The organism is Bacillus sp. TH25, assembly GCF_016650935.1.
In the GTDB taxonomy this organism is placed as follows: domain Bacteria; phylum Bacillota; class Bacilli; order Bacillales; family Bacillaceae_G; genus Bacillus_A; species Bacillus_A mycoides.
Map to the genome: position 1 here is coordinate 38,100 of NZ_JAEKEU010000035.1, position 14,826 is coordinate 52,925.

General features: G+C 33.2%; 15 protein-coding genes and 1 pseudogene. 12 read left to right on the plus strand and 4 right to left on the minus strand.

Annotated elements, in window-relative coordinates; all coding sequences use genetic code 11:
- The first annotated feature begins 270 nt into the window (after positions 1 to 270).
- Positions 271 to 1,383: a toxic anion resistance protein gene (locus tag JFT89_RS15550; RefSeq protein ID WP_002119468.1), complete on the plus strand. Its 1,113-nt coding sequence runs from the start codon at positions 271 to 273 to the stop codon at positions 1,381 to 1,383.
- Between the two features lie 24 nt (positions 1,384 to 1,407).
- Positions 1,408 to 2,241, plus strand: coding sequence for a DUF3974 domain-containing protein (locus JFT89_RS15555; protein ID WP_002069267.1), 834 nt, complete (start codon positions 1,408 to 1,410; stop codon positions 2,239 to 2,241).
- Between the two features lie 57 nt (positions 2,242 to 2,298).
- Here JFT89_RS15555 and JFT89_RS15560 read toward each other — a convergent pair whose 3' ends face one another.
- Positions 2,299 to 3,858, minus strand: coding sequence for a glycoside hydrolase family 10-like protein (locus JFT89_RS15560; protein WP_201040337.1), 1,560 nt, complete (start codon positions 3,856 to 3,858; stop codon positions 2,299 to 2,301).
- A gap of 226 nt (positions 3,859 to 4,084) precedes the next feature.
- On the opposite strand from JFT89_RS15560, the gene JFT89_RS15565 reads away from it, so the two are divergent.
- From JFT89_RS15565 to JFT89_RS15595, 7 genes and pseudogenes are all read left to right on the plus strand, one after another.
- Positions 4,085 to 4,390, plus strand: a complete 306-nt coding sequence (locus tag JFT89_RS15565) for a PTS sugar transporter subunit IIB (protein WP_016095315.1) — start codon at positions 4,085 to 4,087, stop codon at positions 4,388 to 4,390.
- Positions 4,391 to 4,401: 11 nt separating this feature from the next.
- Positions 4,402 to 5,685 carry a PTS sugar transporter subunit IIC gene (locus JFT89_RS15570; protein ID WP_201040338.1) on the plus strand — a complete coding sequence of 428 codons (1,284 nt, stop codon included), beginning with the start codon at positions 4,402 to 4,404 and terminating at the stop codon, positions 5,683 to 5,685.
- A gap of 78 nt (positions 5,686 to 5,763) precedes the next feature.
- Positions 5,764 to 6,030 carry a hypothetical protein gene (locus JFT89_RS15575; RefSeq protein ID WP_016095317.1) on the plus strand — a complete coding sequence of 89 codons (267 nt, stop codon included), beginning with the start codon at positions 5,764 to 5,766 and terminating at the stop codon, positions 6,028 to 6,030.
- A gap of 21 nt (positions 6,031 to 6,051) precedes the next feature.
- Positions 6,052 to 7,203 carry an anhydro-N-acetylmuramic acid kinase AnmK gene (anmK, locus tag JFT89_RS15580; RefSeq protein ID WP_016095318.1) on the plus strand — a complete coding sequence of 384 codons (1,152 nt, stop codon included), beginning with the start codon at positions 6,052 to 6,054 and terminating at the stop codon, positions 7,201 to 7,203.
- Positions 7,204 to 7,221: 18 nt separating this feature from the next.
- The gene (locus JFT89_RS15585) at positions 7,222 to 8,121 is read left to right on the plus strand and encodes a BadF/BadG/BcrA/BcrD ATPase family protein (protein WP_033707443.1); all 900 of its coding nucleotides are present in this window, start codon (positions 7,222 to 7,224) and stop codon (positions 8,119 to 8,121) included.
- A 138-nt stretch (positions 8,122 to 8,259) separates the two neighbouring features.
- Positions 8,260 to 8,808 carry a glycerol-3-phosphate 1-O-acyltransferase PlsY gene (gene plsY / locus JFT89_RS15590; RefSeq protein WP_201040339.1) on the plus strand — a complete coding sequence of 183 codons (549 nt, stop codon included), beginning with the start codon at positions 8,260 to 8,262 and terminating at the stop codon, positions 8,806 to 8,808.
- Positions 8,809 to 8,877: 69 nt separating this feature from the next.
- Positions 8,878 to 10,460, plus strand: a pseudogene (locus tag JFT89_RS15595) (aminotransferase class V-fold PLP-dependent enzyme).
- A 127-nt stretch (positions 10,461 to 10,587) separates the two neighbouring features.
- Here the strand turns inward: JFT89_RS15595 and JFT89_RS15600 are convergent.
- Positions 10,588 to 10,725, minus strand: a complete 138-nt coding sequence (locus tag JFT89_RS15600; RefSeq protein WP_002127410.1) for a DUF3956 domain-containing protein — start codon at positions 10,723 to 10,725, stop codon at positions 10,588 to 10,590.
- Positions 10,726 to 11,068: 343 nt separating this feature from the next.
- On the opposite strand from JFT89_RS15600, the gene JFT89_RS15605 reads away from it, so the two are divergent.
- On the plus strand, positions 11,069 to 11,281 hold the full coding sequence (locus JFT89_RS15605) for a hypothetical protein (protein ID WP_000416118.1): 213 nt from the start codon (positions 11,069 to 11,071) through the stop codon (positions 11,279 to 11,281).
- A gap of 247 nt (positions 11,282 to 11,528) precedes the next feature.
- On the opposite strand, the gene JFT89_RS15610 is transcribed toward JFT89_RS15605, so the two are convergent.
- Entirely contained in the window at positions 11,529 to 11,858 is a 330-nt protein-coding gene (locus tag JFT89_RS15610) for a YkvA family protein (RefSeq protein ID WP_002035120.1), read from the minus strand.
- Between the two features lie 193 nt (positions 11,859 to 12,051).
- On the minus strand, positions 12,052 to 12,810 hold the full coding sequence (locus JFT89_RS15615; protein WP_016095323.1) for a hypothetical protein: 759 nt from the start codon (positions 12,808 to 12,810) through the stop codon (positions 12,052 to 12,054).
- 91 nt (positions 12,811 to 12,901) lie between these two features.
- Here JFT89_RS15615 and JFT89_RS15620 point away from each other — a divergent pair, with 91 nt between their 5' ends.
- Together JFT89_RS15620 and JFT89_RS15625 are read left to right on the plus strand one after the other, a co-directional pair.
- Entirely contained in the window at positions 12,902 to 13,171 is a 270-nt protein-coding gene (locus tag JFT89_RS15620; protein ID WP_016095324.1) for a hypothetical protein, read from the plus strand.
- 73 nt (positions 13,172 to 13,244) lie between these two features.
- Positions 13,245 to 14,597 carry a DEAD/DEAH box helicase gene (locus JFT89_RS15625; protein WP_201040340.1) on the plus strand — a complete coding sequence of 451 codons (1,353 nt, stop codon included), beginning with the start codon at positions 13,245 to 13,247 and terminating at the stop codon, positions 14,595 to 14,597.
- The last annotated feature ends 229 nt before the right edge of the window (positions 14,598 to 14,826 follow it).

Consider the following 14,826-nt stretch of genomic DNA (forward strand, 5'->3'; position numbering starts at 1 on the left):
ACTAAATGGAATTTAAAATTAATAGTCAGTGGTGATAAGTAAGGTAAGCTGTGAAGAATCCGTCTTCAGCATGTTGTTCTCTAGGTCTTAAGTCTGAGGAAAATAATGACGAGAACAGGTATACTTATACTATGAAACAGGGAATGACTGCATAAGCAGGTATTTCTTGAAAAATCGATTTCAAGCAAGCAAAAATGTATATGAAATACGATATATTAGATGAAATATAGTGCACATAAATTCGCACATATAAATAAAGGAGCGATTTTGTTGACTGAACTCGAGAAAAAAGAACCTGTATCGATTGTGAAAGATAATAATGTAGAAGTAGTAGTGGATACAGTAATAAAAGATGCAGAACTTGAAGAACTGAATAAAGAAGCAGATCTTTATGTACAAAAGTTAAATAGCGAGCAAAATACAGATTTATCAAAAGTATTGTCGCAGCTTGGAGACTTAGGGGATAAAGAGCAGCAAGCGGCAGGACAAACGCTATCAGCTTTAAAACGTCCTGTGACAGCGATGATGAATGGAAAGAATGAAGAAATTCCAAATACATTGTTAGAATTACGAAAAGTGGTATCAGAACTTGATCCAAACTCATTAAAAGCAACTGGTATGAAGAAACTTATGTTTAAAGTGTTTAAGAAAAATCCGCTTGAAAATTACGTGCATAAATATCAATCTATAGATAAGCAAATCGAGGAGATTATAAGATCACTTCTCATTGGCCGTGATAACTTGCAAGAGGATACGGTTGGTCTTGAAATGTTAAAAGAGCAATCACACGATAAAATTCACGCTCTTGATAAACAAGTATACTTAGGAAGAAAACTTGCTGGTATGCTTGAAGCTGAGAAACAAAATCCAGAACGTCAAAGGGATATTCCGTTAATAAATGATGCATTAGAAAAGATACTTGTGCGTACTCGTAATATGCAACAAGCAAAAAGTGTATTATTACAATCTATCGCATCTGTAGACATCATTAAGAAAAATAATGAAAAGCTATCAGAGGCAATTCGTAATGCAATTACGATGACGCAAAACGTTGTAACGGTTTCCGCTGCAATACAGCTTGCATTAACAAATCAACGTAAAACAATTGATGCTGTTAATGCAACAAATGAAGCGATTGAATCAATGGTATTAAGCAATTCACAAGCATTAAAACAAAATACAGAAGAAACAACAAAACTCCTTGAAAATCCTGCAATTAGCATGGATAAATTACGTGAATCATTCCAAAATGTATTTGCCGCTATTGAAGCATCTGAGAAATCGTCAGAACGTATTATTGAGTCTAGTAAGAAATTTGTAATTGAACTAGATACATTTAATGATGAGATGAAGCAGAAACTCATTCAGCGTCCAAGGAAATAACAGACTTTTAGAGGAGGTGAAAAAATGAGTTTCATTCAAGGAGTATTATTACTATTAGGATCATTACTTTTAATCGCATTTACTGTCGTTGTTTTAGTTGTATACTTCGGACGTAAACTTTATTTTTCATGGACGAAACCATATAAGAGAGCACAAGATTCCATTGAGAAATTATCAAACAAATCGACACCGTTTTTACAAGAGTTTACGCAACATCCACTCTTTTATCGCTGGATTCGTACGGAAGGAAAGAAAGAACAACATACATTGAATACTCTTTTCTGTACATCAGGTCAACGTACGAGAGAACAAGTATTTTCAATGTTACCGAAAGAAAAACAGAAAAAAGTGCATGTAATGGCAAAAACAACGAAAAAGCTTACAAATGAAGATATCGATGTGGCCGCGATGAAAGTGAAAGATTTCTTAAGACAAGAAACGCAGCAAACTGTAAAACCGACAGACTTATCGTTTTATAAATTGTATTTCTATGATCGATATCCAGATGCATTAAATACAATTCAAGCATATAAACGCTCGATTAATCCTTCACTACAAAGAACGGTTGATGACATTACAATTTCAGTATTAAATGCATTGCCGTACTATCAAGAGCAGCGTATGTTTGAACAACAACATAAACTTGAAACGTTTTTAATGAAAGATTTAACTGCGATGTTATCTTTAGTGGTGCAATTACCTCCATCACAACGACCAGAAAAAGAAGAAGAGTTAAAAGTCTACTTGCAAAATTTCCAAAAAGAAATGGAAGTAGTAGAGCGTGATATTCGCGACTCCATTGATCACGATTTGAATGTGAAGATGAGAGCAGCGACTGAGAAGTTTAAGAATAAATAAAAAAGGCGCCTTAAAAGCTAAGTATTTCTCAGCTTTAAGGCGTTTTTTTTTGAGATTTTATTTTGCCTTAACGGTAGTAAAACTAGAAGGAATGCTTTCATTATGCAATCGATCAACTGCAGTTACCACATACGTATACGTTTCTCCAGAAATAGCCGTTTTATCTACGTAAATTTCTCCAAGTTTTGTTTTTCTTACAGTAGTAAGTAAATGTTTTGGGTTTTGTATATCCACTTCATTTTTTCCATTCACACGGTAAATGGCGTAATAAGAAGAGTCATTATCTCTATTGTCAATTATTCCCACGGCAATACCTTCTTCTCTTGGAATAGCACCTTTTAAAGTAGGTTGTTTTGGTGGATCTTGATCAAGCCAAGGCATAGGTGGGATTAATGCAGGATGCTTATATATGTCTTTTGAGAGTCTGTTTTTAACTCCTAGTGGATTGTTATTAATATCTTTTAAGCTAAAATGCATACTTCCTTTTATTTCAGGATATTGACGATTTAATGCGATTTGTTTTGGGTATTCTTCAGGATCAGACCAAGCAGGGACAGAGTTGTTATTAATTTTATAGGCCGCCTGACCGATGTATAGGTGAATGGGTTTATTATTGGTTTCTTTTATCCACCAATCTACTAATATATCATATGCAGCAGGTGTAAAACCTATATTCCAATATATTTGCGGTGTAATGTAGTCAATATATCCTTTTTGTATCCACTCACGTGTGTCAGCGTAAAGGTCATCAAAGTTTCTTTGACCTGCAGTTGTGTTAGAGCCAGTTGGATCATCAGCTATATTTCGCCATACGCCAAATGGACTAATGCCAAATTTTACGTGTGATTTTTCTTGTTTTATAGCAGTATTTAAACCTTTTACGAGTTCATTTACATTATTGCGACGCCAATCTTCGATAGTTGAAAAATTCCCATTATTATATGATTCAAATGTTTTTTGATCAGGAAATTCTTCGCCAACTACTTTATAAGGATAAAAATAATCGTCCATATGAATTGCATCAACATCATAATTTTTTACGATTTCTAAAGCGCCTTCCGTTATAAAGTTTTTCACATCTGGAATACCAGGGTTGTAATATAGCTTCCCGCCGTAAGGTATAACCCAATCGGGATGCTGTTTTGCAGGGTGATTATCCGATAATCGATTTATATCAGTGTGATTCATCGTTATTCGGTATGGATTAATCCATGCGTGGAATTCTATATTTCTTTTATGTGCTTCTTCAATCATAAATGCGAGTGGGTCGTATCCAGGGTCTTTTCCTTGTGTACCCGTAATGTATTCAGACCAAGGACCGTAATTTGAAGGATAGAAAGCATCAGCAGTCGGTTTAATTTGTACAACGACTGCATTCATACCAGTGTTTTTTACATCGTCTAATAGTCTTATAAATTCTTGTTTCTGCTTTTCAATAGGTAAGCCAGTTTTTGAAGGCCAATCAATATTGAGAACAGATGCTATCCATACAGCGCGTAATTCATGTTTTTTGTAAGTAGTATTTACTTCAGCATAAGTAGAGTGAGGGGAAATGAAAGAGAAAGGAGTAAACAATATGACGATACAGCACATCATTACTAAACGTTTCATAATCATTTATACGCCTCCCTATTATACGATTATTTAAAATAATATATGATGTTAGGTTGGCTCTGCAATTGAGAAAAATAAATATTGAAACATTAATTTAATAGGAAAAATATTTTTAGTGAAATTTACTTTCAGTATAACTAAATCGTTTCATTTCTTCATATGCTTGTTAGTAAAGTGAAACTTTCTTTCATTTGAAAGAAACAATTTATAAGTATAGGAGGATTCAATAATGAAAGTTTTATTCGTTTGTTCTGGAGGAATGTCCAGCGCAATTGTTGTAAACGCTTTAAAAAAAGAAGCAGAGAAAAAAGGTGTGAACATGCAAGTGCATGCAATTGGAACGAATGAGGTTGAGGAAGAAGTCAAGAATGGTTGGGATGTTGTAATGGTTGCACCTCAAGTTAGACATCGATTTGACGCTGTAAAAAAACTTACAGAACAAGAATCTATTCCGTGCGGTATTATTCCGCCGCAAGCATACACGCCGCTTGGTGGACCGACTTTATTAAAAACTGTAAATGAATTAATTAGTTAGGGGGAAGCGTTATGAATAAGTTTGTCACGTTTCTTGATAAAAACTTATCTGGACCGATGGCAAGGCTTTCTGAACAGAGGCATTTACAAGCAATCCGTGATGGAGTTATTTCGGCGTTACCATTTATTATCGTAGGGAGTTTCTTTTTAATAGTAGCATTTCCACCATTACCGAAAGATAGTTTCATATCAGTTTGGGCATTGAAAAATCAAACAAGTATATTAATACCATATCGTTTAACGATGTTTATTATGTCTTTATATATAGCATTTGGTATAGGATACAATTTAGCGAAAAGTTATAAGTTAGATGCTTTATCAGGGGCACAGTTAGCAGTATGCTCACTACTTTTAACATTGACGCCCGAATTAATCGATAAAAAAGGATTTATGCTTCCGATGACAAATCTCGGGGGGCATGGATTATTCGTAACGATGATCGTATCTATTTTATCAGTAGAGATTTTAAGATTTTGTAAGACGAAAAATGTAATGATTAAAATGCCAGAACAAGTACCGCCGTCTGTTTCACGTTCGTTTGAAGCACTTATACCTGCTGCATTCGTAATTATTTTAGTGAGTTTAGTAACTGTAGTTTTTAGTATTGATTTACATCATGTAGTTGATAAATTAGCGGCACCGTTAGTAAAAGCTGGTGATAGTTACTTCGGTGTAATCATTCCAGTATTTTTAATTACATTTTTTTGGTCATTCGGAATCCATGGTGTGTCGGTTGTTGGAACTGTTGCCCGGCCATTATGGGAAGTATATTTAGGGAAAAATGGTGAAGCAGTTGCTAGTGGAGCAAATCAGTTGCCATTCATTTCACCAGAACCATTATACCAATGGTTTATATGGATTGGTGGTTCTGGTGCGACGTTAGGACTTGTATTAGCTATGATTGTATTTGGTCGATCAAAATATTCGAAGGCATTATCAAGAACTTGTATTGTGCCTGGTATCTTTAATATTAATGAACCTGTTATTTTTGGATTGCCAATTGTACTAAACCCAATTTTAATTATCCCATTTATCATTACACCACTAGTAACAGCAACTATTGCATACTCAGCAACTGCGATGGGGTTTGTTACACCAACACATATAATGCCTCCATGGACATTACCAGCTCCAATTGGTGCATATTTAGCCACAGGTGGAGATTGGCGTGCAATTGTATTAGTTTTTATAAACATAGCAATATCATTCCTTATTTATTTACCATACTTTAAAATGTACGACAAAAACATGCTTGAAATTGAGAAAAATGGTGATGGGGAATCTGTTAATCCGTAAGTTTTATATTTTATTTTTGAGTGATAGGCATTTTGTCTATCACTTCTTTCACATTAAGTCCAGAGAGGGTGAAATGGAATGAATATAAAATTTAGCTATAAAGGTGTATTTTTATTGTTATTTGGAGTGATATGTGCGAATTTACTTTTCGTACCTTTATTAAGAATGCTAAATCTATCACAAATGCATAGTATATGGATTGTTACAAGCATTGCGGCAAGTGTTTTGCTTACGATCGTTGTTTCTTTCATTGATGGCACATTTGTATCGAAAGTCCAGTTGTTTATTAGATTTATATTGTTTTCTGTAGGTTGTACGTTGTTTACTTACATAATTGTTTTTTAGTGAATAGGGGGCATGCATTTTATGTATATTGCAGGGATAATGTCCGGTACATCGTTAGATGGAATAGATGTAGCGCTCGTTCATATAGAAGGGAACGGTGTAGATTCTAAGGTCGAACTCATTCATTTTACTACTGTTCCATTTTGTAAGGATATAAAAAATGAGATACTGCAGGCTTTATCAATTGATACATCTAATGTTCAATTGATATGCAGTTTGAACTTTAAGCTTGGTTTATGTTTTGCTAATGCTGTGGAGGAAGTTTGTAAAAAGGCTGATTTGTCATTGGAACAATTAGATTTAATAGGTTCTCACGGACAAACGATTTATCATCAGCCAAAGCAAGAAGGCAATAGTATTTCTTCGACATTGCAAATTGGAGAACCAGCAGTTATAGCATATGAAACGAACACTACGGTTATCTCTAATTTTCGAACAATGGATATGGCAGCAGGGGGACAAGGTGCACCACTTGTGCCATATTCAGAGGTCATTTTGTATCGCCATCAAACTAAAAATAGATTACTACAAAATATTGGCGGGATTGGTAATGTTACAGTGATTCCAAGTAAACGAAGTAATAAGAGTGTAATTGCTTTTGATACTGGCCCAGGAAATATGGTAATCGATGATGTATGTCAAAGATTATTTCAGTTGCCATATGATCAAAATGGTAGGATTGCAAAACAAGGAGTAGTTGTAGATGAAATTTTGACATATTGTATGAACCATCCATTTTTGAAAATGAATCCACCGAAATCAACTGGTAGAGAACAGTTTGGAGAAGAGTTTGTAAGTGAATTATTGAAGCGGTTTGAAAAGCATGGTAAAGAAAATCTTTTGACGACTGTCACGATGTTTACAGCAAGTTCAATTGTTCATCATTATAAGGAGTTTATTCTGCCGTATTATGAAATCGATGAAGTAATTTTAGGTGGTGGGGGCAGTTATAATCGTACACTTGTTGACATGATACGAAATGGATTGAATGAAGAAAAGTGCGCGATATTCATTCAAGAAGATATAGGCTATTCTTCAGAGGCGAAAGAAGCAATCGCCTTTGCGATATTAGCAAACGAAACGCATCATCGTAATCCGAGTAATGTGCCAAGCGCAACAGGTGCAAAGCAATCTGTAGTTTTAGGGAATATAACATTCCCTCCAATAAGATGATGAAAATGAGGCGAACATATGAAGTATATGATTGGAGTAGATGGTGGAGGCACGAAGACAGAAGCAATTGCATTTGATCAAGAGGGTAACGAAGTTGTAAGAGGTACGAGTGGGTTTGGAAATATATTAATAGATTATGAAAAAGCAGTTTCGCATATTATGGAGGCGATCGATCAATGCAAGAAAGCTTTAATAGATGGGCATTGCGTTTGTATTTGTTTAGGGTTAGCGGGTATAAGTGGAGCGAATACAAATGAATTAACATTACGATTAATAAAGAAATATGAAACGAAAATTGAAGTTTTTAATGACGCAATGATTGCACATGCAGCTGCTTTAAAAGGGAAGGATGGAATTTTAACGATTGGCGGTACAGGCGCAATTTGTATTGGAAAGAAAGGAGAAGTGTACGAGTATAGTGGTGGATGGGGACATATTTTAGGCGATGAAGGAAGCGGATATTGGATTGCGTTACAAGCTTTAAAGAGAATGTCATTACAATTCGATCAAGGAGTTAGCCTTTGTCCATTAAGCTTGAATATTCAAAGGCAGTTTCAACTTTTGACACCGTCTCATATAAAAAGCCTAGTATATACTTCTTCAAAAGATAAAGTTGCAGCAATCGCACCATTAATTATTCAGGAAGCGAGAAATGGGAATGATGATGCACATGAGATTATGATGCAAGCCGGTAAGGAATTAGCGAGAATTACAGTAGATGTTTTTAATAAGATGCAATGTAAGTTTTCAACTCCAATTGTAGTAAGTGGTAGCATATTACGTTTAGTTCCTGAAATATATGATGTATTTAAGAAGTGCTGTGAGGAAAGGATTGAAGAACTTACATTTGTATCCCAATCAGAAATGGCAGTGAAAGGAACATATTATTTAATGAAGGATTTATATTTTAAAGTGTAAATAGATAAATGAGAATTTTTGTATTATTTGTAAAAATATGATATTAAAATGTACGAAGGGATGTAGATTGAAAAACGTACAAAATACGTAGTAATTGAATAGTGTATATGTATTCCCATGCAGAAAGTGAATGATTACATGATTAATAGTATGCAGTTTTTGTATTTGGTGGCTTCTTATTTATTTGGTAACATCTTAACCGCTTATATAGTAACAAAATTGAGACATAACGTTGATATTAGGGATGAAGGAAGCGGAAATCCTGGCGCAAGAAATATGGGGCGCGTATATGGAAAAGGGTATTTCATCGCTACATTTTTAGGTGATGCGATCAAAGGGGCAATCGTAGTTTCTATTGCAAAATACCTTTTTGAAGATTCTACATTTGTAATGTTAGCTTTACTGGCTGTTATACTTGGACATATTTACCCAATTTTATTTAAAGGCAAGGGCGGAAAAGGCATTTCAACATTTATTGGAGGGTTAATTGCATTTGATTATTTGATAGCGCTTACTCTTATTGCTGTTTTCATTATATTTTATTTAATCTTTAAAGGATTTACTAAGCCCGGACTAATTACAATCGCTTGTTTACCAGTTTGCATGATTTTGTATTCTTACTCTATTGTTACGACTATTTTAAGTGCACTTATCATTGTACTTATTTTATATGTAAATCGAGAATGAAATGAACTTTTAATAAGTGGAGTTAATCTCCACTTATAATTTTTATTAAATACATAAAGGAGATACAACATGGGGTTAATTTATAAAGTTGCTGATCAAGCTTGGGAATTTGAAAGTATACATAAATTGAATTATAAAACATTTGTAGAAGAAATTCCGCAACATGAAGAAACGAAAGATCGTGTTCGTATAGATCGTTTCCATGAAGAAAATACATATTTAATTTGTTTAGATGACGATAAGTTAGTAGGTATGGTTGCATTGCGAGGAAAACGACCATTCTCGTTAGATTATAAAATTCCAAATCTAGATTTTTATTTGCAAGAAAATGGAGAAAATGGATATGAAATTCGTTTACTTTCAGTAGAACGTGAATATCGAAATGGAAGAGCATTGTTAGGTTTAATTCGCTTTTTACATCGTTATTTGCTTCTAAATGGATATGAATTGGCACTCATTTCTGCTACAACACGTGAACTACCTTTATATGAGCAAATGGGATTCAAATCTTTCCATACGTTAGTTGGTACTGAAGAAGCAGCCTTCCAGCCAATGTATGTTACCCCTGCTATGTTTGAAGAGTCGAGTGTTGGGGGTATTATGACGAAAGAATATACGTTTTTACCTGGTCCAGTGGATATTGAAGAAAATGTTCGAAAGGCATTTTCTACTAAGCCTATTTCGCATCGTTCTAAGTCATTTCAAGTGACAATGGAAAATGTAAAAAAACGTTTACTGCAAATGACAAAAGCAAAACGTGTACAAGTTATGTTAGGAACAGGGACGTTAGCGAATGATGCAATTGCTTTACAGTTACGTTCATTAAAAGGTAAAGGACTAGTTTTAGCGAACGGGGAGTTCGGTAATAGATTAATTGAGCAGGCAAAACGTGCACATTTAAATTTTGATACGTATAAAAAAGAAATGGCAGAGCCGTTTATTTATACAGAATTAGAAAAAATAATGGCAATTGGAAATTATGAATGGCTTTGGTTTGTTCACCATGAAACATCAACTGGAATGTTAAATAATTTAGAAGAACTAGACATTCTTTGTAAAAAGTATCAAATGAAACTATGTGTAGATTGTATAAGCTCAATTGGAGCAATACCAATAAATTTGAAGGATGTATATTTTGTAAGTGGTGTAAGCGGAAAAGCAATTAAATCATTTACAGGATTATCTTTCGTTTTTCATAATCACATGATAGAGAAAATGAAGCAATACCTGCGTATATGGATATTGGTATGTATGAAATGAATGATAGTATTCCATACTCCCATTCATGGAATTTAATTTATGCATTGCAAGAAGCATTGAAGCGATTTGAAGATGAAGAGGCATTTGAAAAAATAAAAGAGGCGTATGCTTATATTGAACAAGCTATTACTACTATGGGTTTAAAGCTTGTTTCACCTAAAGATCATGCCGCTCAAATTGTTCTTACCATTCAATTAAACGAAGGGCAGTGTTCTAAGGCAGTAGGCGATGCATTAGCATTACAAGGATATATTGTTCATTATGAATCAGCATATTTACAAAAGAATAACTGGATTCAAATAGCATGTCTGAATCACTATAAAGAACGTGATATGAGGAGGATGTTAAATTGTTTGCAGATGTGTGTGTTAAAGAAAGTTCTTTTAACGTAAATGCTTGTATATTTATTATATAATTTCTACAAGGCTATGAGTCACACTTGCTAAGTGTATAGAAGTGCATTTTTTGACAAGAGTTTAAAAGAGGGCGAAAGCTCTCTTTTAAACTTACTTAAATGAATTATCCACAGATTGGAATACCGAGAACTCTCAAAGCTAGTGCTACTTGAAGAGTAATTTCCAATCTAGCAATTTCGATGCCAGCAACTGTGAGTACTAAAAAAGGTTGGCCGTTTACGAACACAATACAACTTTCCACATATACGCCTCCTTTCTAGTGATCTACTACAGTATATGAATGAAACTATAAAACGTTATAGTTAGATTTATGAATTTTATAAAAATAATAGATTTACCCTATGTTTACGAAACAAATGGAGTTTCATAGTGTTAATAATTTAATTGTTAGAAAAGGAAGCAACTATAATAAGATGCTTTTTATTATATTTACGTTTCAGCGTGACAATAAATAAAGTTAATCAATGACGAATTGAGAGGGAAATATATTGATAAATATTTGTATGAGGTAAACTAAGAAGGTTTTAGAAAAACGAAAAGGAATTTTTATACTTGTAACATAAAAATTCTAGGGGGATGTTAATATGGAAAAAACTATGATGGTAGAAACAACAAACATGATGATGTCTATGGAAAAAATGATGTGTGAAATGAAGTGTATGAAAATGATGATGAATAACATGATGCAAATGGATGTAGAAATGGATAAGGCAATGATGGTGAAAATGAATGAATGTGATGAAATGATGAAGACTACTATGTCTATGATGAAAGCGATGAAAGAGAAATGTTGTTGAAGTAGCAAAGTATAGCGTAAAATGATGATGATCTTGTAAATTTAAATTAGTAAAGAGCCTGTTTTAGTTGGTAAATTAAAATAGGCTCTTTTAACTATTGTTCAAAAATAAATTGAGTTGACCAAAAAGAACTAAAAGATTATTTTAGTTCTTTTTTCTGTATTAACACTGTTCAAATCATTTGTTTAAAACCTATAGATGATAGTTAGGCAGTGAGCAAAGACAAGTAAGAGCCTATCTTTCTTCGTTAAATGTGTGCTGAAGTAAATAATGACTCCATTTTTATTTTACTCTTTTCTCTAATTTCAGCATCAGCATGTCGCATAACATATTTATGCGCTACAGCGATTGCTAAAACATCATCTAATAAGCCAATCCCAATAATAGCAGCTATATCTGGAATGAAATCGATTGTTAATACATAATAGGATAAGGCGGCTAATATAATGAGTTTCGCTTTAGTAGGTAACTCTTTCTTTTTCATTGTGTAGAATAAAATAATACTTTCATATACGCTGGATTTTCCAAGGTTTACTGAGCTTTTTTTGAATTTTTTCCAAAGTGTCTGTTTCTCCATATAAACACTCCTTTTACAAAAACATAGATTTTTTAAAAGGATGGACAAAAAAGTGAGAAAATAATCAATTTATTATTTTTTCTTACTTGTATATTTCCATAAGAAATAGGAAAGTACCTGTTCAAAAAAATAAAATGTGTACTATATAAAATAATAAAAAGCCTAGCTTTCCTATGCCGGAAAGCTAGGTTTTTCAATTCATAGATTCTGCGATTTGAATCAAATCCTGAGCATTGTATTTTCTTTTTATATATAGTTTGTTACCAATTGCGATTTTATATTGAAAACCGTCTCTCTGAAATATAAGCTCATATGCTAAATCAAAATGAGAGTTAAATAATGCTTTCGTATTATTTTTTAAATTGTAGAACTTAGTTCCTTTATGTACATATTGGTCTAATTTATGTTGAACTGGTGAAACAGTGATTTTTAAAATCCCATTAATATCTTCATTATTGTAATGTAGTTCCAAGTAATTGTTATAGATGTAACCGTAAAATTGCTGAATATCGAATGGGAATTTTGTGGCTGTTAGTATATGCTGCTTAAACTTCAATTCATATTCTTTTACAATAGTAGCTTCTTTCATAAAGGGATTAGTTCCATCATAAATTTGATTAATGTGAGATATTTTATTGTTTTTTGTTACTATTTCTAAAATGAAACCAATAGTACATACATCACTAGTGTCTTTGAAATAAGCGATAAGAATTGTAGTATCCTCTTTAGGAGACGGTACTTCTAAAATTTTATGAAGATGTTTTTCTTTTTGGAAAGTAGGTATTTTGAGTCCTTCTGTTACATATGAATGCATTAATTTTTTATCACTTTTGAGTAAAGCATGTTTAAATTTATTAATCACATTAGATTGTGGTTTAGCCATAATAATTGTGGTGGATTGAAAATATAGTAAGAAAAATATGCAAAAAATCTTTATTAATTTAGTAATCAATTTTATCACCTTATAACTATCTTTCCGTAAAATTGAAATATATATGTATAGGAGTTTATATACTTTAAAAGAAGTTATAGGAGGGAAGAATATGAGCTCTTTATTCGATGTAATAGCGAATATTATTTTGTTGTATCCCCGAAATGATATGAAATTAAAACATCATATTGCGAAGTTAAGTGAATTAGAGTGGTTTCGAAATCTACACGAAGATCCGAAGTACACAAGTTTGATTTGGGGTAATAGAAAAATTAAAAAGTTCATTTTGTCTTCTATTAACATGGAAGCATTAATAAAATCTGAGAAAAAGCAAAAAGAATTTGTCCATCTAGTACACGATGAATATAAAAAGAGAAGGTAAGAATTTTTTTATTTTTCATATTTGGCGAAACAAATGGTACAATGAAAGCTAATGTGAAAAATAAGGAAAAGAAGTGGTCAATATGAAAAACTTTTTAGAATTAGGAATTAGTGAAACTTTTAATCATACATTACGTGAAAATGGAATCACAGAAGCAACACCGATTCAAGAGAAAGCAATTCCTGTTATTATGTCAGGAAAAGATATTATTGGACAGGCGAAAACAGGAACGGGTAAAACGTTAGCATTCGTGTTACCGATTTTAGAAAAAATCGATCCAGAGTCTAGTGATGTTCAGGCTTTAATTGTTGCACCAACAAGGGAACTAGCCCTGCAAATTACAACTGAAATTAAAAAAATGCTTGTTCAAAGAGAAGATATTAATGTACTAGCGATATATGGCGGACAAGATGTAGCACAACAATTAAGAAAATTAAAAGGTAATACACATATTGTTGTTGCGACACCAGGACGATTATTAGATCATATACGACGTGAAACAATTGATTTAAGTAATCTTTCAACGATTGTACTAGATGAAGCGGATCAAATGCTTTATTTCGGATTCTTATATGATATTGAAGATATTTTAGATGAGACACCTGATAGTAAACAAACGATGTTATTCTCAGCAACGATGCCAAAAGATATTAAAAAATTGGCGAAACGTTATATGGAAGAGCCGCAAATGATCCAAGTACAAAGTGAAGAAGTAACGGTAGATACAATTGAGCAGCGTGTCATTGAGACGACAGATCGTGCAAAGCCAGATGCACTTCGTTTTGTTATGGATCGTGATCAGCCATTTTTAGCAGTTATTTTCTGTCGTACAAAGGTTAGAGTAAGTAAGCTTTATGATAATTTAAAAGGACTAGGTTATAATTGTGCTGAACTTCATGGTGATATACCTCAAGCGAAACGTGAAAGAGTCATGAAGAGTTTCCGCGAGGCTAAAATTCAGTACTTAATTGCGACTGATGTAGCAGCTCGTGGACTTGATGTAGATGGTGTAACGCACGTATTTAACTTTGATATCCCTGAAGATGTAGAAAGTTATATTCACCGCATTGGCCGAACAGGACGTGCAGGTGGATCAGGTCTTGCAATTACGTTCGTTGCAGCGAAAGATGAAAAACATTTAGAAGAAATTGAAAAAACGCTTGGTGCACCAATACAAAGAGAAATAATCGAACAACCGATGATAAAAAATGTAGATGAAAATGGAAAACCGGTACAAAAGCCGGCTCCAAAGAAATCAAGTGAATATCGTCAAAGAGATAGCCGTGAAGGTTCAAGAAGTGGTTCAAAAGGTGGTCCAAGAAACGATTCAAGAAATAGTTCGAGAAATGATAACAATCGATCATTTAATAAGCCAAGTAATAAGAAAAGTAGTACAAAACAAGGTCAGCAAAGACGTGGCCGTTAAATAGTTATTATTCAAAAAGAGTCGCAAAGTGTTGCGGCTCTTTTTTGTTTTTATACAACGAAGTCGATATAAGTACAAGGGTGATTGCATAGAAACAACCTTTAAAATTTCATTTACCGTATTTAAAAATTTAAAATTCATAAAGGAAATATAAAGTAGGTTGTTGTATATGTACGATAACAGGAAACTTTTCACATACTAAACATATACTTTAAATAAACCGACAGTC

Coding starts and splice junctions, on each gene's coding strand:
- plsY (WP_201040339.1), top strand. CDS start 8,260: ATGATTAATAGTATGCAGTTTTTGTATTTGGTGGCTTCTTATTTATTT.
- JFT89_RS15575 (WP_016095317.1), top strand. CDS start 5,764: ATGAATATAAAATTTAGCTATAAAGGTGTATTTTTATTGTTATTTGGA.
- JFT89_RS15560 (WP_201040337.1), bottom strand. CDS start 3,858: ATGATTATGAAACGTTTAGTAATGATGTGCTGTATCGTCATATTGTTT.
- JFT89_RS15620 (WP_016095324.1), top strand. CDS start 12,902: ATGAGCTCTTTATTCGATGTAATAGCGAATATTATTTTGTTGTATCCC.
- JFT89_RS15555 (WP_002069267.1), top strand. CDS start 1,408: ATGAGTTTCATTCAAGGAGTATTATTACTATTAGGATCATTACTTTTA.
- JFT89_RS15570 (WP_201040338.1), top strand. CDS start 4,402: ATGAATAAGTTTGTCACGTTTCTTGATAAAAACTTATCTGGACCGATG.
- JFT89_RS15605 (WP_000416118.1), top strand. CDS start 11,069: ATGGAAAAAACTATGATGGTAGAAACAACAAACATGATGATGTCTATG.
- JFT89_RS15610 (WP_002035120.1), bottom strand. CDS start 11,858: ATGGAGAAACAGACACTTTGGAAAAAATTCAAAAAAAGCTCAGTAAAC.
- JFT89_RS15565 (WP_016095315.1), top strand. CDS start 4,085: ATGAAAGTTTTATTCGTTTGTTCTGGAGGAATGTCCAGCGCAATTGTT.
- JFT89_RS15585 (WP_033707443.1), top strand. CDS start 7,222: ATGAAGTATATGATTGGAGTAGATGGTGGAGGCACGAAGACAGAAGCA.
- anmK (WP_016095318.1), top strand. CDS start 6,052: ATGTATATTGCAGGGATAATGTCCGGTACATCGTTAGATGGAATAGAT.